The sequence below is a fragment of the Comamonas sp. CMM03 genome, assembly GCF_019218715.1.
GTDB classification, from domain to species: Bacteria; Pseudomonadota; Gammaproteobacteria; order Burkholderiales; family Burkholderiaceae_C; genus Comamonas; species Comamonas terrigena.
In genome coordinates this window covers 1,083,108-1,105,668 of record NZ_JAHUXB010000001.1, presented here as the reverse complement: position 1 = coordinate 1,105,668, position 22,561 = coordinate 1,083,108, and the positions used below count along the sequence as shown (strand labels likewise).

18 protein-coding genes are annotated in these 22,561 nt (G+C 64.1%); 7 read left to right on the top strand and 11 right to left on the bottom strand.

Annotated elements, in window-relative coordinates; all coding sequences use genetic code 11:
• Positions 1 to 15: 15 nt before the first annotated feature.
• Together KW830_RS04990 and KW830_RS04985 are read right to left on the bottom strand one after the other, a co-directional pair.
• Positions 16 to 495, bottom strand: a complete 480-nt coding sequence (locus KW830_RS04990; protein ID WP_066534294.1) for a hypothetical protein — start codon at positions 493 to 495, stop codon at positions 16 to 18.
• An 82-nt stretch (positions 496 to 577) separates the two neighbouring features.
• Entirely contained in the window at positions 578 to 3,295 is a 2,718-nt protein-coding gene (locus KW830_RS04985) for a chemotaxis protein CheW (RefSeq protein WP_218332337.1), read from the bottom strand.
• A gap of 184 nt (positions 3,296 to 3,479) precedes the next feature.
• On the opposite strand from KW830_RS04985, the gene KW830_RS04980 reads away from it, so the two are divergent.
• A complete protein-coding gene (locus KW830_RS04980) occupies positions 3,480 to 4,274 on the top strand; it encodes an SOS response-associated peptidase (protein WP_218332336.1) in 795 nt (264 codons plus the stop codon).
• Between the two features lie 176 nt (positions 4,275 to 4,450).
• Here KW830_RS04980 and KW830_RS04975 read toward each other — a convergent pair whose 3' ends face one another.
• Positions 4,451 to 5,005, bottom strand: coding sequence for an NUDIX hydrolase (locus KW830_RS04975; RefSeq protein ID WP_066534287.1), 555 nt, complete (start codon positions 5,003 to 5,005; stop codon positions 4,451 to 4,453).
• Positions 5,006 to 5,222: 217 nt separating this feature from the next.
• Positions 5,223 to 5,924 (bottom strand): fumarylacetoacetate hydrolase family protein, encoded by a 702-nt coding sequence (locus KW830_RS04970; RefSeq protein WP_218332335.1) that lies wholly within the window; start codon positions 5,922 to 5,924, stop codon positions 5,223 to 5,225.
• Between the two features lie 138 nt (positions 5,925 to 6,062).
• Between KW830_RS04970 and maiA the strand changes: the two genes are divergently transcribed.
• Positions 6,063 to 6,734, top strand: coding sequence for a maleylacetoacetate isomerase (gene maiA, locus KW830_RS04965; protein WP_218332334.1), 672 nt, complete (start codon positions 6,063 to 6,065; stop codon positions 6,732 to 6,734).
• Positions 6,735 to 6,811: 77 nt separating this feature from the next.
• A complete protein-coding gene (locus KW830_RS04960; RefSeq protein WP_255578090.1) occupies positions 6,812 to 7,711 on the top strand; it encodes a polyphenol oxidase family protein in 900 nt (299 codons plus the stop codon).
• Between the two features lie 194 nt (positions 7,712 to 7,905).
• Here KW830_RS04960 and KW830_RS04955 read toward each other — a convergent pair whose 3' ends face one another.
• Positions 7,906 to 8,265 carry a hypothetical protein gene (locus tag KW830_RS04955; RefSeq protein WP_218332332.1) on the bottom strand — a complete coding sequence of 120 codons (360 nt, stop codon included), beginning with the start codon at positions 8,263 to 8,265 and terminating at the stop codon, positions 7,906 to 7,908.
• Positions 8,266 to 8,476: 211 nt separating this feature from the next.
• Here KW830_RS04955 and KW830_RS04950 point away from each other — a divergent pair, with 211 nt between their 5' ends.
• The 4 genes from KW830_RS04950 (at position 8,477) to KW830_RS04935 (ending at position 14,607) form a co-directional block, all read left to right on the top strand.
• Positions 8,477 to 10,171: an alpha/beta hydrolase gene (locus KW830_RS04950; protein WP_218332331.1), complete on the top strand. Its 1,695-nt coding sequence runs from the start codon at positions 8,477 to 8,479 to the stop codon at positions 10,169 to 10,171.
• Between the two features lie 137 nt (positions 10,172 to 10,308).
• Entirely contained in the window at positions 10,309 to 11,487 is a 1,179-nt protein-coding gene (locus tag KW830_RS04945) for an acetyl-CoA C-acetyltransferase (RefSeq protein WP_218332330.1), read from the top strand.
• A gap of 237 nt (positions 11,488 to 11,724) precedes the next feature.
• A complete protein-coding gene (phbB, locus tag KW830_RS04940; RefSeq protein WP_066534281.1) occupies positions 11,725 to 12,462 on the top strand; it encodes an acetoacetyl-CoA reductase in 738 nt (245 codons plus the stop codon).
• Between the two features lie 1,467 nt (positions 12,463 to 13,929).
• Positions 13,930 to 14,607: a LysE family translocator gene (locus tag KW830_RS04935; RefSeq protein ID WP_083520402.1), complete on the top strand. Its 678-nt coding sequence runs from the start codon at positions 13,930 to 13,932 to the stop codon at positions 14,605 to 14,607.
• A 125-nt stretch (positions 14,608 to 14,732) separates the two neighbouring features.
• Here KW830_RS04935 and KW830_RS04930 read toward each other — a convergent pair whose 3' ends face one another.
• From KW830_RS04930 to dapC, 6 genes are all read right to left on the bottom strand, one after another.
• On the bottom strand, positions 14,733 to 16,778 hold the full coding sequence (locus KW830_RS04930) for an ABC-F family ATP-binding cassette domain-containing protein (protein ID WP_066534279.1): 2,046 nt from the start codon (positions 16,776 to 16,778) through the stop codon (positions 14,733 to 14,735).
• A gap of 156 nt (positions 16,779 to 16,934) precedes the next feature.
• A complete protein-coding gene (gene prmB, locus KW830_RS04925; protein WP_066534273.1) occupies positions 16,935 to 17,864 on the bottom strand; it encodes a 50S ribosomal protein L3 N(5)-glutamine methyltransferase in 930 nt (309 codons plus the stop codon).
• Positions 17,865 to 17,888: 24 nt separating this feature from the next.
• Positions 17,889 to 19,103, bottom strand: a complete 1,215-nt coding sequence (dapE, locus tag KW830_RS04920; protein WP_066534271.1) for a succinyl-diaminopimelate desuccinylase — start codon at positions 19,101 to 19,103, stop codon at positions 17,889 to 17,891.
• Positions 19,104 to 19,146: 43 nt separating this feature from the next.
• Entirely contained in the window at positions 19,147 to 20,328 is a 1,182-nt protein-coding gene (locus KW830_RS04915) for a PilT/PilU family type 4a pilus ATPase (RefSeq protein ID WP_218332329.1), read from the bottom strand.
• Between the two features lie 167 nt (positions 20,329 to 20,495).
• Positions 20,496 to 21,329 (bottom strand): 2,3,4,5-tetrahydropyridine-2,6-dicarboxylate N-succinyltransferase, encoded by an 834-nt coding sequence (gene dapD / locus KW830_RS04910; protein WP_066534269.1) that lies wholly within the window; start codon positions 21,327 to 21,329, stop codon positions 20,496 to 20,498.
• 9 nt (positions 21,330 to 21,338) lie between these two features.
• Positions 21,339 to 22,544, bottom strand: a complete 1,206-nt coding sequence (dapC, locus tag KW830_RS04905) for a succinyldiaminopimelate transaminase (protein WP_066534268.1) — start codon at positions 22,542 to 22,544, stop codon at positions 21,339 to 21,341.
• Between the last annotated feature and the right edge of the window lie 17 nt (positions 22,545 to 22,561).

The following is a 22,561-nucleotide window of genomic DNA, read 5'->3' as shown; positions in this document are numbered from 1 at the left end:
GCAAGCAGGAGGAGGTCAAAGGTCAATGAGCGCGGTCTGCCCGGACGAGCTGACCGCGATAAGGCGGGATCCATACACTTCAATGAAGGCGTAAGCCGGGTGCTGGGCCAGGCTGCGCGCCCGCTCCAGCGTAGCGGGCAGGCTTTCATGGGTCTTGTAGTGCTGGATGATGCTGCCGCTGCAGTCCAGGGTATGCACCTCATAAGGTGCGCCCAGATAGCAGCGGGACACGATGCCAAAGGGCAGGGCATCGATCGAGACATCGGGCAATTCATTGCGGATGGCATCGATCAACGCCTGGGTGGCGGCTGGGCTGTGCACATGGCCGCCGGCATCGAGCTGCGTCACGGCCTGCACATAGGCCGAGGAACGCTTTTGCCGCAAGCGGGCCTGCAGCGCGGCACCGTTCAGGGGAGTCTGTAGCGGGGTGGTGGTGGACAGCTCCAGCGGGGTCTGGGAGGCTGCAGGGCGAAGTCCGAGCAGTGAACGGGCCATTGGGCAAACATCAGCCGTGCCAACAGCGGCACGGCCTAGTTTGTAACATAACGTGCTTACCGAATCGTGTCGAAACGGGGTTTCAGGCGTTTTCTTCCCTGCCTGGATGGCGATGTGCGTCTGCAGCAGCCGTTGCACTCGCCTGCCCCTGCAGCGTGTGCAGCAGGGCCGCTGCACTCAGGCACTGGATCAGCAGGCTGCCGCCGTTGGCCTTGACCAGGGCATCCACCAGCCGGTGCTGGGAGGGGGCCATGGCGGGCGCAGGGATGACCTGGCTGTCGGCAAAGCGGGCCACGCCCTGCAGGTCGCTGACCAGCAGGCCCAGGCGGCGCCCGGCATGCTCCAGCACGACGACCTGGCTTTGCGCGGTGACGCGGGTGGGTTTGCCGTGCAGCAGGGCGTTCAGGTCGAACACCCAGACATAGCCGGTCAGCGCACCGCGGCTGCGGCGGGCCATGGTGCCCACACAGTGGGGAATGCGGCCGGCCGACACCGGGGCGATGGCGGCGGCGGGCAGGGCTTCGAGCACGCAGGCGGCGTCCAGTGCCATCAGGCTGCTGCCGACGAAGAAGGTGGCCATCTCCCGCAGCTGCTGGCCTCCTTGGGCAGGCGCCATGGAATCGATGCAGGTGCTGCGGCGGCGCACGGCGGCGATGGCATCTTCCTGTTCGGCCCCGAAAGGCTGGACGGCCACGGCCAGCACCTCTTCGCGGTAGCCGTCGCTGCGCTTGAATTCACGGTAACCGCTGCCTGCCGTGGCGGCCACGATGCAGTACTGGCCTGCGTGCACCATGGCGCGTGCGGCGCTCTGGCCGGCAGGCAGCTGCAGCAGGTCGACTGGCAGGGGCATGCGGCTGCCCACAGGCTGGGCCGTGTCGGTGGAGGCCAGCACCTGACCCAGGCGATCCAGGTAGAGCACGCGGGTGGCGCTGTCAGCAGTCGCTGCGTTGTGCGGCGCGGCACTGTCCAGCATGGACTGCAGCTCGCGTTCGGCATTGAAGACCAGACCGATGCCGCCCAGCACCTGCCCGTCGTCGCTGCGCAAGGCCGCGTGGTAGGCGTAGGTGGGGGCCTGGCTGCTTTCGAGGGCGCTGGGCCGCCAGGGGCTGACGTGGTAGGCCTGCGGGCCAGACAGGGCCAGTACCTGGGTGAGTGTGTCGGCCTCGATGCTTTGGCCCAGCAGTGGATGCTGCAGGACGTCGTCGGTGGTGTTCTGCCAGCCGGCAGGTGCTCCTGCGGGTGTTTCGCCCCGCAAGCTGGTGGCCACGATGCGGCCGCTGCGGTCATACACCACCAGCTGGCTGTAGACGGTGTAGAGGCTATGGATGTGGCTGAGCTGGGCACAGACTTGTTGCACCTGGGTGTCCGTGGTCTGGCCGCGTTGCACGGCCAGCAGCAGCGCAGGCAACTGGGGCGTCAGCGCCCACCAGCGGCAATCGTTGGCGCGCTCGTACAGGTTGCGGTCCAGCAGGTCCACCAGCAGGCGGCTGAGCAGGGTGTTGTCGCGCAGAGCTGCATTCAGCACCGTGTCGTACAGCGCGCGGATGGACTGGGTGAACACCTCGTTGGTGCGTGCCCCGGTCTCGCCGATCTGCTCCAGCACGGCCTGCAGACGGGTGCCGTCGCTGCCGTTGTCGGGCGTGTCGCCGGCGGTCATCACCTGGCCATTCCAGACCACGCGGCGGATGGTGTCCGCCGCCGTGATGATGGCATGCAGCGGCGGGCAAAAACGGTGGGCATGGGCCAGCAGACCCTGAGCCACATAAGGGTCCAGATGTTCCAGCAGATGCTGGCTCTGGTTGGCAAAGGCCTGCTCCACTGGAATCATGATCTGGCCTTGCCAGCCGTCAGGGCCAGGGTAGCCCTGGTAGCCGGCCGATGCGGCGGTCTGCACCAGGTAGGTGCGTCCAGCATGGATGTGCAGACTTGGCGCACTGTTGTGGTACGTCGGGACAGGGCTGTCGGCACCAATCCAGTGCGGGTCGCTGCTGGCCAGCACCTGCCCGCTCCCATTGACCAGCAGGCCCACGCTGCGCACGCCATTGTTGCTGCCTTGCAGACCAGCGGCGCGTGCACCGAAGATGCCGCGCATTTCGCCATCGAAGTCAAAGCTGAGGCACAGCACGCCAATGGGTTCACCCGTCTGTGGGTGCAGCATGCGCTGGGAATAGATCAGCGCGTGGGTCTGGTGGGGACGCAGGTCGGTGGCGCGGAAGGTTTCCACATAGCTGCTGCTTTGCAGCGTGCGCGCCAGCAGCGGGTCCTGGCTGCCTTCCACGGGCGAGTCGCCATCGGTCTGGGCCAGCACCGTTCCGTCCAGGCCTACGAGCAAGATCTCGTTATAGACCGTGTACTTGCTGCGGTAGGCGCGCAGGCGCTCCTGCACGCCCACACCGTCGGCCAGGCCGGCCACGTAGCGGCAGAGCATGCTGTCGGTGGCCAGAAAGCCCACGTCGGCCGTGCGCTCGTACAGGTTGCGCACCAGGGTATCGATCACGTTCTGGGCCTGCGTGGCCAGGGCGGCCATCACCCCGGTGACGGACTGGTGGACCATGGAGTGCACCAGATCCTGTTCCAGCTGCTCAAAGCCGGCACGCGTGGCGGCCATCATCGGCAGGATGGCATGGGCTTCCTGCGGGCAGTTCATCTTGGCTGACGACTCGATCAGCCGCCACATCAGGTTCAGCTCGCGCAGCGAAGCCTCGCAGCGCGTGACATTCCGCATATAAGGGATGAAGGCATCGGTGTGCAGCTGGGGGGCTGCAGAAGATGCGGCGGCATTGTGGCTGGAGGTCGTCATACGGGTCCTTGTCTCTTGTTGGTGTGTGCCTCGGTACGCGTGATCTGCATCAGCAAAAGCCGGGCCTGGGGTAAACCCATGTCAAGAAACTGCCAGCAATGTGAGCAGCATGCGCAGGGTGATCTCGCGGGTTTTGTCGCCGTGCCGTGTTCGGGTGCCGCCAAGCCCCTTACCATCGGCGCCTATGAGTTCCCAGTACGAAAACCTGCCCCAGCCGGGCGATTACGCCGCCTTCTTCAAAGTGAGTCCTGCGGAGGTGCCTGCGGAGCGCCTGGTCCGTGCCAACCGTCTCAGCGGCATGGTCCGTGCCGTGGCGCAGCCCGTGCCGTCGGACGCCACGGTGGCCGGTGGTGCTGTCGAGGCGGCACCCCCTCTGGAGTCGAGCGTGGCTGCCGCCGCCGATGCGGTCCCGGCGGCCAAACCCAAGGCCCCTCCCGTGCAGCGCGAATGGGTGCCGGCACAGTTCGGTTTTGTGGCGCACTGGGTCAAATCCGCATCAGATGCCCGACTGCGCGCGCCCAAGCAACTGGTGGCGCGCAACGACACGGTATCCACCGTGCAGGCCTATCGCGACGCCTGGCTGGCTGGGCAGCGCTGCATCATTCCGATGCAGGCGTTCTTCGAGGACGATCTGCGCAGCGGAAAACCGGTGTCCACCCGCATCTCGCGCGTGGATGGCGAGCCCATGGGCGTGGCCGGAGTGTGGTCCCGTTGGCAGGATCCGGACAGCGGCGCGGAACTGATCAGCTACGCCATACTGACCGTGAACGCCAACAGCCATGCACTGATGCACCGCTACCAGCACCCGGGAAGCGAAAAGCGCATGCCGGCGATTCTGAACGAAGGCTCGTACGACGCCTGGCTGACTGCCCGCCAGGACAAGGCGCGCGAGTTTTTGCGTGCCTATCCGTCCAACTGGTTGACGGCCAACCCGGTGGAGCGCAAGCAGGACAAGAAGCCCAAAGGCTGGCTGGGCTGAAGAGGCCATTCAACGCGGTACAGGGGCTCGCCACGGAGCGCTGTGCCGCGGCCGTCGCCGCCAGATTGCAAGTTCCTGCCATGGTGTACCTAGGGCAGTGCCCGGCGTTGGGTGGACGGACATGAAAAAGCCCGCAGGATTCCGGCGGGCTGGTGCAGACGGTTGTGAGTGGACGATCAGACCAGATCGATGGCGTGCACCTGGTCGCTCATGCCGTTGTCGCGGTCGGCAAACCAGCGCTGCAGCGTGGTGCTCACGGTGCGAAAAGCAATTTCGTCCCAGGGAATATCTTCTTCGCGGAAGAACCGTGCCTCAATGGTTTCCGGCCCTGGGTTGAGTGCTTCGCTCAGCACTTCGGCGGTGTAAAACAGGTGCACCTGGCCTACGCGCGGCACATTGATGACGGAAAACAGCCGCCCCATGCGGATCTGGGCGCCGGCTTCCTCATCCGTCTCGCGTGCTGCGCCCTGGCTGGTGGTTTCATCCAGTTCCATGAAGCCGGCCGGCAGCGTCCATTTGCCCCAGCGTGGCTCGATGTTGCGCTTGCACAGCAGCACGCGGCCATCGGCCAGCACGGGAATGGTGCCCACCACGTTCAGCGGGTTCTCGTAGTGGATGGTGGCGCATTGCGGGCACACGGCGCGGGCACGCGTGTCGCCGTCGTCGGGCACGCGGTAGGTCACGGCATGGCCGCATTCACGGCAGAACTTGATGGGGCTGCGCAAGGTCATGTCTGGAATAGAGGGGAAGTGTGGCTGTGATGCTTGCTGCGTGAGCGTTAGTAGCTATGAAAACATGAGTTCTCGGCTGCGCTGACGTGCCCAAATGGACCGCGGGGCCCGGCAGATCGCAGGGATCGCCGGTGCACCACGAAGACGCCGCACGAAGCCGCAGACGTACGGGACGGTACGCTCAGCTTCGCAACGACGTCTCCAGGGTGGGCCGCGTTTACGCCATGCGCACGCGGATGGACTCCAGTCCGTCCACGCCGCCGGCCATCACATCGCCACGCACCACGGCACCCACGCCTTCGGGCGTGCCGGTCATGATGAGGTCGCCGGGTTGCAGCTCCCAGGCTTGCGACAGGATGGCCACGGTCTCGGCAATGTTCCAGATCAACTGGTCCACATTGCTTCGCTGGCGGTCGGCGTCGTTCACTTGCAGCCAGATGCCGGCAGTGGTGACGTCACCCGCTTGGGCGACTGGCGTGATGGGGCCGATGGGAGCGCTGTAGTCGAAGCCCTTGCCGATGCACCAGGGACGGCCCTGCTTCTTCATCTCGCCTTGCAGGTCGCGGCGCGTCATGTCCAGGCCCACGGCGTAGCCGTAGATATGCTCCAGCGCCTGGGCCACGGGAATGTCCTTGCCACCCTTGCCAATGGCCACCACCAGTTCGATCTCGTGGTGCAGGTTGTCGGTCAGCGTGGGGTAGGGCATGTCCACCGTTTGGCCGGCGGGCACGGGCAGCACGGCGTCGGCCGGCTTCATGAAGAAGAACGGCGCCTCGCGGCCGGTAAAGCCCATTTCCTTGGCGTGTTCGGCGTAGTTGCGGCCCACGCAGTAGACGCGGTGCACGGGAAAGAGCGCTTCGCTGCCGGTGACGGGCAGGCTGGCAACAGGAGCAGGGGGGAGAACGTACTGTTGGGACATGGTTGTTGGTCAATCTAACGTGTTGTCTCGGGGCACGGGCAAAGTGGCGCTGCGGCCTTTCTACCCTGCTTGCAGTGTGCCACGGCGCCAGCACGGTGCAGCCCAAAAGGCGACACGGCCTGCGCTATGCTGCGGCCCATGCAGCTCTACAACTACTTCCGCTCCTCGGCCTCGTTCCGTGTGCGCATTGCTCTGGCACACAAGGGGCTGCCGTATGACTACCACGCCGTGCATCTGGTGCACGGCGCGCAGCGGGCGCCGGATTACCTGGCGCACATGGGAGACAGTCTGGTGCCGGCCCTGGACATCGGTGGCGGTGCCGCCTGGTTGAACCAGTCCATGGCCATCATCGAGTACCTGGACGAGACTCATCCCCAGCCCAGCCTGCTGCCAGGCGATGCGCTGGCCCGTGCACGCATCCGCGGTCTGGCGCAGATGGTGGCTTGCGATATCCATCCTTTGAACAATCTGCGGGTGCTGCGCTGGCTGGTGCATGAAGGCGGTTTGAGCGACGACACCAAGAACCTGTGGTACCACCACTGGGTGCGCCAGGGCCTGGAGGCTTTCGAGCGCGAGCTGGCGCTGCTGGCGACCGAGCGCGCGCGCCTGGGTATGGCGCCGTCCACGCTGTGCTGGGGTGACAGCCTGACCTTGGCAGATTGCTGTCTGGTGCCGCAGATCTTCAATGCCCAGCGCTTTGGCGTGCCCCTGGACGGCCTGACTGCTACCCTGGCCGCCTATGAAGCCGCGCTGGCGCAGTCCGCCGTGCAGGCAGCGCAGCCCTCGGCCTGCCCGGATGCGCAGCCTTGAACGGCGGTGTTGCGCCGAATATGGAGCTTGAATGTGGTGTGTGAACGAGAAGAATGACGATGCGTGAGAGTGCGATGATGCCTGGGTCCCACCCCTGGCTGGTGCCCGAATGGCCGCAGATCGCGGGTGTACAAGCCCTGTTCACCACCCGTGCAGGCGGGGTGAGCCAAGCACCGTTTGGCAGCCTGAACCTGGGTGACCATGTGCGCGACGACCCTGCCGCTGTGGCTGCCAACCGCCACATCCTGACCGAAGCCATCCAGCGCAGCAGCCCAGGGGCGCGCCCGGTGTTCTTGCAGCAGGTGCATGGCTGCGATGTGGAGGCATTGCATGCCCATACCACCGACGGAGTAGCAGCAGACGCCTGCGTGAGCGATCAACCGGGCGCGGTGTGCACCATCATGGTGGCCGATTGCTTGCCGGTGCTGCTGGCCCACCGCCATGTGCCGGTGGTGGCCGCAGCCCATGCGGGCTGGCGCGGACTGGTGGGGCAAGACGGTGTGGGCGTATTGGAGACGGTGTTTGCCCGTTTTGCAAGGCAGGTACAGGCACGTCAGGCACATCTGGCGCCTGCAGCCCTGCCACGTGCTGCTGAAGCAATGTCGGTGCAGACGGTGGCTGACATCGCAGCCGATACCCAGGTCTGGCTGGGGCCGTGCATCGGCCCCACGGCGTTCGAGGTGGGCAGCGAAGTCCGTCAGGCGTTCGTCACTGCATCCGCGCAAGCGGCCAGTTGCTTCACCCCTGGCGCGGTGTCGGGAAAATGGTGGGCCAACCTGCCAGGACTGGCCCGCCAGCGCCTGCAGGCGCTGGGTCTGACGGGTATCTATGGAAATGACGGCAGCACGCCCTGGTGCACGGTCACCGACAGCACCCGCTTTTTCTCCCATCGCCGTGATGCTGCGGTGCTGGGCAGTACGGGAAGGATGGCAGCATGCATCTGGCTGGAAGGGCAAGCGCCTGCAGCGCGAAGCTGAGGATCATCATGCCCAGCCGGCTGGGCTACCCCGGACACCGTGGCGCCCCTTTGGGGCGTGATCGCAGCGATTGATCGCCGGCCCTGCGCCGGTGGGTACGCACAGTTTTCAATTGCTTGCAACTTGCCTGGATGGCCCGGGCGCACTGTGGCGTGCGCGCTGCAAGTGGCATGCCGTTGGTCGGCATCCGTCTTTCAGGGGGGCTGTTCTGTCGGGGTGGTGGCGTTCGCTGGCCGGACCTCGGCAGGGACAACGGGAGCGGAGTCAATGCCCGTCGTGGCCGGCACCTCGATCGTTCCGGTCGGTGTGGGCTTGGTGGTGGTTGCAGGTGGCTCTTGGGCAGCATCCCAGGCTTGCTGCTCGGCTTCGCGCCGGGCTTTCAAGCGGCGTTTTCGCTCGGGGGTGGCCATGATGTAGCCCACGATGGCCATGGGGAGCAGGCCATACAGCACAAACGTCACGATGCCGCCCAGCACCGAACCCACGGGGTTGGTGGCTTCGGCAATGGCCATCATCAAGGTGACATAAAACCAGGCAATCAGGATCAGGTACATGGCGCCAAGCATAGGGCAGAGGGCGGTATGCACACCGGAAAACGCCGTGAATCGGGCTTGATGTCTGTCAACGTCTCTCCAAGCAAGGCACAGTGCGGCGCTGGGTTGCGTTGTCAGCGCCTGCCGCCTCGGCAACAATGGATGCAAGCCCGTTGGCGACACACGGCATGCGGGCTGACAGCGACAGCAACACCAAGGGGACAAGGCAGGCATGAATTCTGAACCTATCTGGGGCCAAAGCGCCCAGGCTTTCCAGCAGTTCTTTGGCGAGCATTGGGCCAAGACCCTGCAATCATTCCAGCAGATCGATCCCAAGGCGCCCGGCCCCGTACCGTCGGTGCAGTTCGAGCCGGGCAAGCTGCAGGCGCTCCAACAGGAATACGTCCGGGAAGCCACGGCCTTGTGGGCCGCCGGCATGAAGGCCCCCGTGCCCAAGGACAAGCGCTTCAGCGCCGCACCCTGGGAACACAACCCGCTGGCGGCGTTCTCGGCTGCCAGCTATGCGCTCAACGCCAAGGTGCTGACCGGCATGGCCGATGCGGTGCAGGCGGACGAAAAGACCCGCCAGCGCATCCGCTTTGCCGTGGAGCAATGGGTGGCGGCCATGGCGCCCAGCAACTTTCTGGCGCTGAACCCCGATGCCCAGCAAAAAGCCATCGAAACGCGTGGTGAGAGCATCGCCAAGGGCGTGCAGAATCTGCTGCACGACATCCAGCAGGGCCATGTGTCCATGACGGATGAGAGCGTGTTCGAGGTGGGGAAGAACGTGGCCACCACCGAAGGCGCGGTGGTGTATGAGAACGAGTACTTTCAGCTGATCGAGTACAAGCCGCTGACGGCCAAGGTGCATGAGCGCCCCTTCCTGATGGTGCCTCCCTGCATCAACAAGTACTACATCCTGGATTTGCAGCCCGACAATTCATTGATCCGCTATGCCGTCAGCGAGGGGCACCGCACCTTCGTGGTGAGCTGGCGCAACCCCGATGCGGCCATGGGCGACCGCACCTGGGACAACTACATCGAAGACGCCATCCTGCGTGCCATTGCCGTGGTGCAGGAGATTGCCGATGCGCCCAAGATCAATGCGCTGGGTTTCTGCGTGGGAGGCACCATGCTGGCCACCGGCCTGGCGGTACTGGCCGCGCGCGGAGAGCACCCGGTGGCCAGCGCCACCTTCCTGACCACGCTGATCGACTTCCAGGATACCGGCATCCTGGATCTATTCATCGATGAGAACTTCGTCAAATACCGCGAGATGCAGATGGGCCAGGGTGGGCTGATGGCCGGTCAGGACCTGGCGTCCACCTTCAGTTTCCTGCGCCCCAACGACCTGGTCTGGAATTACGTGGTGGGCAACTACCTGAAGGGTGAAACGCCTCCCGCGTTCGATCTGCTGTACTGGAACAGCGATTGCACCAATCTGCCGGGTCCCTGGTACGCCTGGTATCTGCGCAACTTCTATCTGGAGAACAACATGGTGCAGCCGGGCAGGCTGACCGTGTGCGGCGAGCAGATCGACCTGCGCAAGCTCAAGCTGCCGGTGTATGTCTACGGTTCACGCGAAGACCATATCGTGCCCATCACCGCGTCCTATGCGTCCACCCAGGTCCTGCCCGGCCCCAAGCGCTTTGTGATGGGAGCCTCCGGTCACATTGCGGGGGTGATCAACCCGCCTGCCAAGAAGAAGCGCAGTCACTGGATTCGGGAGGACGGTGCACTGCCGCCCACCCATGCTCAGTGGCTGGAAGGGGCGCAAGAGCAGCCCGGCAGCTGGTGGGAAGACTGGGCCGGCTGGCTCAAAGGCCACGCTGGCAAGCAAATTGCTGCGCCCAAGCGCTACGGTCAAGGCACCAAATACAAGGAACGCATGCCAGCACCCGGCAGCTACGTGCTGCAAAAAGCCTGAGGTTTCGCTGCCGCAGCCCTGGAGGACAGGGCAGAATGTTGCGGTGCAATATCTGAAGCAGCCGCTGCACGGCCCTCGGGCTGTCGTCGGCTGCGTAGCTCAACCACCCCGATACGGAAAAACACAAGAGGAAGACCATGGAAGACATCGTTATCGTTTCTGCTGTCCGCACCCCCGTTGCCAAGTTTGGTGGCGCCCTGGCCAAGGTGCCTGCCACCGAGTTGGGCGCCATCGTCATCAAGGAGGCTCTGGCCCGTGCCCAGGTGGGCGCTGACCAGGTGGGCGAAGTGATCATGGGTCAGGTGCTGACCGCAGGCGTGGGCCAGAATCCCGCTCGCCAGGCCATGATGAAGGCCGGTGTTGCCAAGGAAACCCCGGCGCTGACCATCAACGCCGTGTGTGGCTCCGGTCTCAAGGCCGTGATGCTGGCCGCCCAGGCCGTGGCCACGGGTGACAGCGAGATCGTGGTGGCCGGTGGCCAGGAAAGCATGAGCCTGTCGCCCCATGTGCTCAATGGTTCGCGCGACGGCCAGCGCATGGGTGACTGGAAGATGAGCGACACCATGATCGTGGATGGCCTGTGGGATGTGTACAACCAGTACCACATGGGCATCACGGCCGAGAACGTGGCCAAGGAAAACAGCATCAGCCGCGAGCAGCAGGACGCGCTGGCGCTGGCCAGCCAGCAAAAGGCGGCCGCAGCACAGGACGCCGGCAAGTTCAAGGACGAAATCGTTCCCGTGGTGATCCCGCAGCGCAAGGGCGACCCCGTGGTGTTTGCGGCCGATGAGTACATCAACCGCAAGACCAATGCCGAAGCCCTGGGCGGCCTCAAGCCTGCTTTCGACAAGGCCGGTACGGTGACCGCGGGCAACGCCTCGGGCCTGAACGACGGCGCTGCTGCCGTGGTGGTGATGAGTGCCAGCAAGGCCAAGGCCCTGGGCCTGAAGCCACTGGCCACCATCAAATCCTACGCCACCAGCGGCCTGGATCCCGCCACCATGGGCATGGGCCCGGTGTTTGCCACCCGCAAGGCGCTGGACCGCGCCGGCTGGTCTGTGGGGGACGTGGATGTGTTCGAGCTGAACGAAGCCTTCGCAGCCCAGGCCTGTGCCGTCAACCATGTGTTGGGCATTGATGCCGCCAAGGTCAACGTCAACGGTGGCGCCATCGCCATCGGGCACCCCATTGGTGCGTCCGGCTGCCGCGTGCTGGTGACCTTGCTGCACGAAATGCAGCGCAGCGGCGCCAAGAAGGGCGTGGCCGCGCTGTGCATCGGTGGCGGCATGGGCGTGGCCATGGCGCTGGAGCGTTAAAGGCTGGCCTGCACACGCGATGCGCAGTCGCTGCGGCCTGGCAGCAGCCAGGCCGTGGCGGCGCACCATCGGGTATGTCCCGGTGGGCAGAGGGGGAGGCTTGAGCCTACTGTCTGCTCTGGTGTTGATAGCGCGAAATCCAATCTAATTGCCGTGATTGGTACTTACCTCAAGGTTTCCCTGCGCCAAAGCAGGTAGAGTGTTAGTGGAAAACTATCGATTAACAGGAGAATATGTATGAGCCAGAAAGTAGCGTATGTGACCGGAGGTATGGGTGGCATTGGTACGGCCATCTGCCAGCGCCTGCATCGTGAAGGTTTCAAGGTCATTGCCGGCTGCGGCCCGACACGCGACTTTCAAAAGTGGTTGGATGAGCAAAAGGCACTGGGCTACAACTTCCACGCGTCGGTTGGCAATGTGGGTAACTGGGAGTCGACGGTCGAGGCCTTTGGCAACGCCAAGGCCGAGCACGGCAGCATCGATGTTCTGGTGAACAACGCCGGTATCACCCGCGACCGCATGTTCCTGAAGATGACCCCCGATGACTGGCAGGCGGTGATCGAAACCAATCTGAACTCCATGTTCAACGTGACCAAGCAGGTCGTGGGTGACATGGTGGAAAAGGGCTGGGGTCGCATCATCAACATCAGCTCGGTCAACGGTGCGAAGGGCCAGGCCGGCCAGACCAATTATTCGGCCGCCAAGGCCGGCATGCATGGTTTCACCATGGCCCTGGCGCAAGAGCTGGCCAACAAAGGCGTGACGGTGAATACCGTGAGCCCGGGTTATATCGGCACCGACATGGTCAAGGCCATCCGCCCTGACGTGCTGGAGAAGATCGTGGGCACCATCCCCGTGAAGCGCCTGGGTGAACCCGGCGAAATTGCCTCCATCATCGCCTGGCTGGCATCGGACGAGGGCGGTTATTCCACCGGTGCCGACTTCTCGGTCAACGGCGGTCTGCACATGCACTGAGCAACTGGCGGTCTTTCCGGGCCGCTTGTATGCGTGGGGGAGTTGGACATGTCCAGCTCCCTTTTTTTTCTGTGTGGATGGTCCTGGCTTGCAACATGACATCCTGCACGGTGTGCAGCAGATGACCTGGCCAGCAGGACACACATGAAAAAAGCCCACGCAAGTGGGCTTTTTTACAGGTGGAACAACGTTGAAGACGGCGCAACACTCAAAGAACAGATCCAGGGCATCCGATGGGCGAATGGGGTTCCCGGGATCGGGCCAGCGTCATGGCCGCTCAGCCTGCAATCGGATTACAGGCGTGCGGGTGCGCGCTTGCGGTCACGTTCGTCTTCAGGCCATGCGGACAGGATGTCGGTCAGGTTCATACGGTTTTCACTCCTTGTGCATCTTTAACGCGTGGCCCGCAGCACGGGTTGACGGTCAGGATGCAAGCAGGTGCATGCAAAAGTGAACGAGTGTGTAAACGCCCCAGGTTGGTGGGATGCCGCGCACCATCATGGTGCCAGTGGCGTTGTCGTGTGACGTGGTAACGGTGGTGGCGCTGAAGTTTTGTCGTCAGCGGTGGTGTGTGCTTGTCCGGTAGCGACAACAAAAAACCCGCCAGAGGCGGGTTTCAGAGTGGGTAGTGTGTCGTATCTCAGCGCACAAACTGTGCAGCGGCAGCGGTCGGCAAGTGCCGGCACGGCATTTGCTTACAGACGTGCAGGTGCGCGCTTGCGATCACGTTCGTCGTCAGGCCAGGCAGACAGAATGGCGGGGGTTTGCATACGAATTCACTCCTTGTGCTGCTTTAACGTCCGTTATGCAGGCCGGGTTGACACACTGCGCGCAAAAGAGCGTCGAAAATGACAGGGGAAAGGTGAGTAGATCTGGCTTTCAGGGCCGGCATCGCCCGCATCTTGCTCTGGCGCCGGTGGATGGCGTTGTGTGTTGCACCAGCTCGGCACACTGGCAGGCTCCATGAAGCACAAAGCCCGCCGAAAGCAGGTTCAGGCGGGCTGGGTTGTGTAGCAAGGTGCGCGTAGAAAGTGGTGTGCCGGGCAGGGAACGCGCTCCCTGGTAAGCAGCCAGCATGCACGTGCTGGCGCGGTGCCTGTGGCAGGCTGTCAGAAGCGGGCTGGTGCGCGCTTGCGATCGCGTTCGTCGTCAGGCCAGGCGGACAGGATGGCGGTGGTATGCATCTGGGTATTACTCCTTGTGCACCTCACAACGCGGCCCCGATCACCCCGGTTGACACATTTTGGAAATATTTCGTTGCTGATATAAAAATTTTTAAACTGTATACAAATACAGTTCGCTGCAAAGCATTGGAACAGGCCGCCGCCTACAATCCACGGCTGTAGCTGGATAGGCATTTCCATGCGCTGCTGTCAGCGTGTTGCTTGATGCGCCTATCCGTCCCCTGTGTTCTGCCAGGCGGGTGCCGCCTTGCATGGCGCGCTGCGCTGGCGGTTGGAAGTTTCCATGTCTTTGCATACCTGGTTGTTGTTTGTTTCTCTGGCAGGCGCCGTGATTGCGGCGCCCGGCCCGTCGGCGTTGCTGTGCGTGACGCATGCGGCACGCCATGGGGTGCGTCCGGCACTGGCCACCATCGTGGGCGGGATGACGGCGTCGATGACGCTGATGGGCCTGTCCGCGCTGGGTCTGGGGGCGGTGATTGCCGCATCGGACACGCTGTTTCACATCATCAAATGGGCAGGGGCCGCCTATCTGCTGTATCTGGGAATTGCCACCTGGCGCAGCCATGGTAGCGGCGCAGCGGATGATGCCGCTGTGCAGACGGCCGCCAACGCCAGTCCTGGCGCTCAAGATCACCAGCAGGCCGACCGGTCCATGTGGCGCACCTGGCGACCCCTGTACCGCAAAGGCCTGATCGTGGGCATTGGCAATCCGAAGGACCTGCTGTTCTTCAGTGCGCTGTTTCCGCAGTTCATGGACGCCAGTCTTCCCATTGCAGGGCAATTGGGCGTGCTGGCGTTGACCTGGCTGGTGCTGGACGGCGCCATCATGCTGGGCTATGTGCTGTGTGGTGCCACGTTGCTGGCGCGCCTGCAGCAGGGCAGCGCGGGCCGCTGGTTCCAGCGTGTGACCGGCGGCGCTTTCATTGCAGCCGGTGGGGTGCTGGCTGCGTCCCACCGCTGAAGGCGTTGGAGAGGTGGCGCTGAGCGAACTGGCAGCGCCTGTCAGGGGATTGCCACCGGGCGATGGCAACAGGCCAGCAGCCCGGAACTGGACATCTAACCAGTCCCGGTTGCAGGCCTCGTGCCTCAGGCCAGACCCGCGGCCTGGGTCAGCCCTTCGATTTCTTCGGTCAACTCCAGCCAGCGCTCTTCCAGCGCGTCCAGCTCGCTGTTGATGCTGCTGAGCTGCTTGCCTGCTTCCACAATGTCGGCACCGGACCGCCCGGGCATGGCCAACTCGGCTTCCAGCGCGTCGCGCTGGGCCGTCAGCTGGGGCATTTTCTTATCGATCTGCTCCAGCTCTTTCTTGAAAGGCTTGGTCTTTTCCGACAGCTGCTGGCGTGCGGCGGCAGCCAGCTTGCGCTGCTCCCGCTGGTCGCCTTGCGGGGCAGGCGCCGCAGATGGTGCCGCGGCGATTTCCACAGGTGCTGCCACCGGAGCCACCACGGCAGCGGCTGGAGCCGGTGCCGCAGCTGCCTGCTGCGCCTGGGCTTCTGCATGCTTGGCTTCTTCGCGCAGGCGCTTGGATTCTTCCAGCAGGTAGCGCTGGTAATCGTCCAGATCGCCGTCGAAGGGGCCGACCACGCCGCGGCCCACCATCCAGAAGTCTTCGCAGACGGCACGCAGCAGGTGACGGTCGTGGGACACCAGCATCACCGTGCCGTCGAAGTCGTTCAACGCCATGGCTAGGGCTTCGCGGGTTGCCAGATCCAGGTGGTTGGTAGGTTCGTCCAGCAGCAGCAGGTTGGGGCGCTGCCAGACGATCATGGCCAGCACCAGGCGGGCTTTTTCACCGCCGCTCATGGTCCCCACGGTCTGCTTGACCATGTCGCCGCTGAAGTTGAATGTGCCCAGGAAGTTGCGCAGATCCTGCTCGCGGCTGGGTTGCTTGGCATCCGGACCCAGATCGCGTGCCAGGCGGATCATGTGCTCCAGCGGGTTATCGCTGGGGCGCAGCACGTCCAGCTCCTGCTGGGCAAAGTAACCGATGTTCAGGCCCTTGCCTTCCGTCACTGAGCCGGCCAGCGGCTTCATGGTGCGGGCAATGGTCTTGACCAGGGTGGATTTACCCTGACCATTGGCCCCCAGAATACCGATGCGCTGACCTGCCAGCACCGAGCGGTTCACGCCGGTCAGGATGGTGGTGGTCTGGCCCTCGTCGTCGGTATAGCCAAAGGCCGCATCGCTGATGGCCAGCATGGGGTTGGGCAGGTTGGCGGGCTCCTTGAATTCGAAGGTGAATTCGGCCTCGGCCAGCACCGGGGCAATCTTTTCCATGCGTTCGAGCTGCTTGACCCTGCTTTGTGCCTGCTTGGCCTTGCTGGCCTTGGCCTTGAAGCGGTCGATGAAATGCTGCAGGTGGGCCATCTTTTCCTGCTGCTTGGCAAAGCTGGCAGCCTGCAGTTCCAGCTGCTGCGCGCGCAGTTCTTCGAACTTGCTGTAGTTGCCGCCGTAGCGCGTGAGCTGGCCCTGCTGGATCTGCAGCGTGACGTTGGTGATCGCGTCCAGGAACTCGCGGTCGTGGCTGATCACGATCATGGTGCCCGGGTAGCGCTTGAGCCAGGCTTCCAGCCAGACCAGGGCGTCCAGGTCCAAGTGGTTGGTGGGTTCGTCCAGCAGCAGCAGATCCGACGGGCACATCAGGGCGCGCGCCAGCTGCAGGCGCATGCGCCAGCCGCCGGAAAAGCTGTCCACAGGCTGGTCCAGCTCGCTGGTCCTGAAGCCCAGACCCAGGATCAAGGCCTGGGCCCGTGCCTCCGCGTCGTGGGCGCCGGCATCATGCAGGTCGGAATAGGCCTGGGCAATGGCCATGCCGTCGTCGCTGGCCTCGGCTTCTGCCAGCTGGCGCTGCACTTCGGTCAGGCGGGTGTCGCCCTCCAGCACAAAGGCGGTGGCGCTCTGGTCGGTTTCTGGCATGTGCTGGGCGACTTCGGCCATGCGCCAGCTCGACGGAATGTGGAAGTCACCGCTGTCCTCGTGCAGCTTGCCGCTGAGCAACGCAAACAGGGACGATTTGCCGGCCCCATTGCGGCCGACCAGACCCACGCTTTCGCCGGGATTGATGGTGGCCGAGATATTGTCCAGCACCACTTTGGTGCCTCGGCGCAGGGTGACGTTGCGAAGGGTAATCATCAGCGAGTACGAAAAAACGCACCCGCCGGCGAGCTGTGCTCACGGCGGGTGGAGGGGTTGTGCGATGGGGCGCAGGCCTGGCAGTGGCTGCGCCGGGCTTTCCGGCAGGCCTGCCGATCGAGGTTCCAGCGGGGCTGCGCGGTAGAGCGATAGCCTCTATTGTGCCAAGAGCTTGGCCTGGGCGAGCAACGCGGCGCGGGTAACCAGCAGAACCTGGTCCTCGCCAGCGCTGGTGTCCAGCCAGAACACCGGCAGCAGCGGGAAAGCCGCTTCAAAAAATGCGCGTTCGTTGCCGATTTCCAGCACCAGCACCGCGTCTTCCGTCATGGCGGCGGGCGCCGCGGCAAACAGGTCCCGGATGAAATCCATGCCGTCGGTGCCTCCGGCCAGGGCCAGTTCGGGCTCGGCACGGTACTCGGCGGGCAGCTTGGACATGCTGTCCGCATTCACATAGGGCGGGTTGCACAGGATCAGATCCCAGGGGCCGGGGACTCGGGACAGGCCGTCGGTTTCCACCAGCGTCACGCGCTCCTGCAGTCCGTGTTTGTCGACATTGATGCGGGCCACGGCCAGTGCATCGGTGGACAGGTCGGCGCCAGTCACTTCGACTTCGGGGTAAGCCATGGCCGCCAGACAGGCCAGTGAGCCGTTGCCGGTGCACAGGTCCAGGACCTTGCGCGTCTTGTCAGAGAGGAAGTGGTCGATGCTGCCGTCGGCCAGCAGCTCGGCAATAAAGCTGCGCGGAACGATGGAACGCTCGTCGATGTAGAAAGGCACACCCACCAGCCAGGCTTCTTGCGTCAGGTACGCGGCGGGCTTGCGGCTGGTGATGCGCTTGTCAAACAGCTCGGCAACCTGTGCGCTCTGCTCGGCTGTAACAGCTTGGTTGTCGATGGCGTCCTGCTCGTCTTCCAAAGGACTGTCGATGGGCAGGCCCAGCTGCCACAGCACCAGCCACGTCGCTTCGTCGTGTGCATTGGCTGTGCCGTGGCCAAAGCCTACGCCGGCCTGGGTCAGACAGCTGGTGCCGCTGGCAATCAATTCACCCACGGTGGTGCCGTGGGGCAGGGTATAGGAAGTCGTCATGTCAGAAAGTAAGGTGCGCGCAGCTTATTCGGAGGCTGGCGCGAAGGCTTTTTCAGCGGTGTGGGCTGCCAGTGCCTGGGCATGCAGGTTTTCCAGCGTGCGGCGGTAGATGTTGGTCAGCGGCTGCACATCGGCGATGGCAATGTGTTCGTCAATCTTGTGGATGCTGGCATTGGGCGGGCCCAGCTCGATCACCTGGGGGCAGATCTGGGCGATAAAACGCCCATCGCTGGTGCCGCCGGTGGTGGAGAGTTCGGTGGTCATGCCGGTTTCGGCGTGGATGGCGGCCTGCACGGCGCCGACCAGATCGCCCGGGGTGGTCAGAAAGGGCTCGCCGCCCAGGGTCCATCCCAGGTCGTATTCCAGTCCATGGCGGTCGAGCACTGTCTTGACGCGCTGCTTGAGGGATTCGGCCGTGCTTTCGGTGCAGAAACGGAAATTGAAATCCACCACCACTTCACCCGGGATCACATTGCTGGCACCGGTGCCGCCGTGGATGTTGCTGATTTGCCAGCTGGTGGGCGGGAAGAAGGCATTGCCCTGGTCCCAGGTGGTGGCGGCCAGTTCGGTCAGTGCCGGCAGCGCCTGGTGGATGGGGTTGCGTGCCAGCTGTGGGTAGGCAATGTGACCCTGGATGCCGTGCACGGCCAGACGTCCGCTGAGCGTGCCACGGCGTCCGTTCTTGATCATGTCACCGGTCTGGTGGACGGCAGTGGGTTCGCCCACGATGCAGTAGTCCAGCTTTTCGCCGCGCTGCTTGAAAATCTCGACCACGGCCTTGGTGCCATCGATGGAGGGGCCTTCCTCGTCGCTGGTGAGCAGGAAAGCGATGTCCAGCAGGGGCTCTGGGGTGGCCGTCAAAAACTCCTCCACTGCCACTACGAAGGCGGCGATGGAGGTCTTCATGTCGCTGGCGCCGCGTCCGTAGAGCTTGCCGTCGCGGTAGCTGGGAATGAAGGGCTGGCTGCTCCACTGGGATTCCGGTCCTGTGGGCACCACATCGGTGTGGCCGGCAAACACCAAGGTCTTGACCGCCGCTTGGCCGCCTGCCGCGGGCTTGGCCGACCGTTTGGCCCACAGATTGTGGACACGGAACGTGTCCGGGCCACTGTCCAGGCGCTCGCAGGCAAAGCCCAGTGGCGCCAGGCGTTCGGCCAGCAGTTCCAGGCAACCGAGGTCTTGGGGGGTGACAGAGGGTCGGCTGATCAGGGCTTCAGCCAGCTGCAGGGTGGGGGACATGTCGAAAACGCTTCCTCGAAGCCCAGGCCCCGGGCGCACGCACTCAAGGTCTGGGCATATGGGTATCCAGCACGATGTCGCTGACCGGGGCCGCAGGGGCGGCGTCGGCGGCAGGGGGCTGGAAGCTCGGTACGGCCTGCTGCACAGAGGCCGCGGCAGCCGTTGGGGGGTCATTTTGCAGGCGCCACATCAAGTTGGTGTGCGAATCTGCATTGGACAGACCTTCCTTACGGTCTATTTTGCCGCTCAAAACGAGCTGTGCGAGGCTATCTTCAAAGGTTTGCGAGCCTTCGTCCATGGATTGATCCATCGCATCCTTGATTCCGGTGAAGTCGCCTTTCTCGATCATGGTGCGCACCTGGGGGGTGTTCACCATGATTTCGGCGGCCGGAATGCGGTGTCCATCGGGCTGGCGCACCAGGCGCTGCGTGACCACGGCGCGCAGCGCCGAGCCCAGATCGCCCAGCAGGGAGGCGCGCTCCTCCACGGGGGAGAAACCCAGAATACGTTGGAGCGCGTGGTAGCTGCTGTTGCCATGCAGCGTGGCCAGGCACAGGTGGCCGGACTGTGCGTAGGCAATGGCGGCGGACATGGTCTCGCGGTCGCGGATTTCACCGATCAGGATCACATCCGGGGCCTGGCGCAGCGCATTCTTCAGCGCAATCTGCTGGCTTTGGGTGTCGGTGCCCACCTCACGCTGGTTGACGATGGATTTCTTGTTGCGCAGCTGGTATTCGATGGGGTCTTCAATGGTCAGGATGTGGCCGGAGCACAGCTCGTTGCGCCGGTCGATCATGGCCGCCAGCGTGGTGCTCTTGCCCGATCCGGACGCGCCGGCAATGAGGATCAGGCCATGCTTTTCCATGACCAGATCGCCCAGGGCAGGCGGCATGTGCAGGCTGTCGAGCGAAGGCACCTGCTGGGCCAGAAACCGCACCACCACCGCCACCGAGCCGCGCTGGTGCATGGCGCTGATGCGAAAGCGGCCCACGCCCTGCAGCGGCACGGCCAGGTTCAGCTCGCCGGTGTTGGCCAGCACATCCATGTCCTGGGGGGTAACGATTTCAGCCAGCAGTGTGCGGGGCGCCTCGGGGGTGAGGATCTGGCTGTTGACGGGCATGCATTCGCCGTCAATCTTGATCAGGGCCGGGGAATTGGCGGACAGATAAACGTCCGATGCCTGTTTGTCGGCCATCACGCGAAGAATGCGCTCCATCATGCTCATGGGGTGAACCTCGGAATCCGGTGGTCTGCACCGTGCATCGCTGTCGTGGCGTGCACGCTCCCTTGCATGTGAAGCCCCGGTACGGTCGCAGCGTCAGCGCACGACCGGGAGAGTCAGGCATGCCCTCCTATGGTGCCTGAACACCATGGAAGGCAGCAGCGCGGCGATCAGTCGCGCAGCAGATCGTTCAGGCTGGTCGTGGAACGGGTCTTGGCGTCCACCGTCTTGACGATGATGGCGGCGTACATGGAATAGTCCTTGCCGTCCTTGGTCTTCTTGGGCAGGTTGCCCGACACCACCACGGAGCCCGCAGGCACGCGGCCGAAGGTGGTTTCGCCGGTTTCGCGGTTGAAGATGGGGGTGGACTGGCCGATGTACACGCCCATGGAGATCACGGAGTTCTCTTCTACGATCACGCCCTCCACCACTTCGGAGCGGGCGCCGATGAAGCAGTTGTCTTCAATGATGGTGGGGTTGGCTTGCAGGGGTTCCAGCACACCACCCAGGCCCACGCCACCCGACAAGTGGACGTTCTTGCCCACTTGGGCGCAGGAGCCGACGGTGGCCCAGGTGTCAACCATGGTGCCTTCGTCCACGTAGGCGCCGATGTTCACGTAGGAAGGCATCAGGATCGCGCCCTTGGCGATGAAGGAGCCGCGGCGGGCGACGGCAGGGGGCACCACACGCACGCCGGTGGCGGCGATTTCGGCTTCCGACAGACCTTGGTACTTGGTGGGAACCTTGTCGAAGAAGTTCAGCGCGCCCGACTGGATCAGGGCGTTGTCCTTCAGACGGAACGACAGCAGCACGGCTTTCTTGAGCCACTGGTGCACGGTCCACTGGCCCACGCCTTCACGGGTGGCTACGCGCATGCGGCCTGCATCCAGTTCGGCGATCACATGTTCGACCGCGTCCACCACTTCCTTGGGGGCAGAGGCGGCCGAGATGGAAGCACGGTTTTCCCAGGCGGAATCAATGATTTGTTGGAGTTGTTGCGTCATAGCTTGTGCTTAGTTGGAATGGGAGTGGATGAATTGGACGATGCGGCGTGCAGCGTCCACGCATTCGGCGGTTTCGGCCACCAGGGCCATGCGTACGCGGCCGGCGCCGGGATTGTGTCCCTGGGCGTCGCGGGCCAGGTAGCTGCCGGGCAGCACGGTCACATGCTGCTCGGCAAACAGGGCACGGGCGAATTCGGTGTCGCTCATGCCCAGCTGGGCAGGCACGCCGGCCCACAGGTAGAAGCTGGCGTCAGGCAGACGCACGTCCATCACATCGGCCAGCAGCGGGGTCACGGCCGCGAACTTCTCGCGGTACATGCGGCGATTGTCTTCGACATGGGCCTCGTCACCCCAGGCGGCAATGCTCGCCATTTGCACGGTGGGGCTCATGGCCCCGCCGTGGTAGGTGCGATACAGCAGGAAGGACTTGAGCAGTTGCGCATCACCGGCCACAAAGCCGCTGCGCAGGCCCGGCACATTGCTGCGCTTGGAGAGGCTGGTGAAAGCCACCAGGTTGCGGAAGTCGCTGCGGCCCAGCTGCTTGGCCGCTTCCAGGCCACCCAGCGGTGCGTCATCGCGGAAATAGATCTCGCTGTAGCACTCGTCCGAAGCAATCACAAAACCATAGCGGTCGGACAGCTCGAACAGCTTTTTCCATTCGTCCAGCGGCATCACCGCGCCGGTGGGGTTGCCGGGGGAGCAGACAAAGATCAGCTGCGTTTGGGCCCAGACCCCGTCCGGCACCGCATCCCAGTTGACCGCGAAGTTGCGGCCGGCCTCGCTGGCGGCGTAGTAGGGCGTGGCCCCGGCCAGCAGGGTGGCGCCTTCGTAGATTTGGTAGAAAGGGTTGGGGCAGATCACGGTGGCGCCGGCACGCGTAGGGTCGATCACGGTCTGCGCAAACGAGAACAGTGCCTCGCGCGAGCCGTTGACTGGCAGCACCTGGGTGGCTGCATCCAGCTGCACGCCATAGCGGCGGCCCATCCAGTCCGCACAAGCCTGGCGCAGGCGGATATCGCCCGCCGTGGCCGGATAGTTGGCCAGACCACCCAGGTTGGCCGTCATGGCTTCCTGGATGAAAGCCGGTGTGGGGTGGCGGGGCTCGCCCATGCCCAGGCTGATGTGGGGGAGGGAGGCGGGCGGGGTCACGCCCGCGAACAGTTGGCGCAGCCGCTCGAATGGGTAGGGCTGCAGTGTGGAGAGCAGGGGGTTCATGATCGAAGCATTATCGG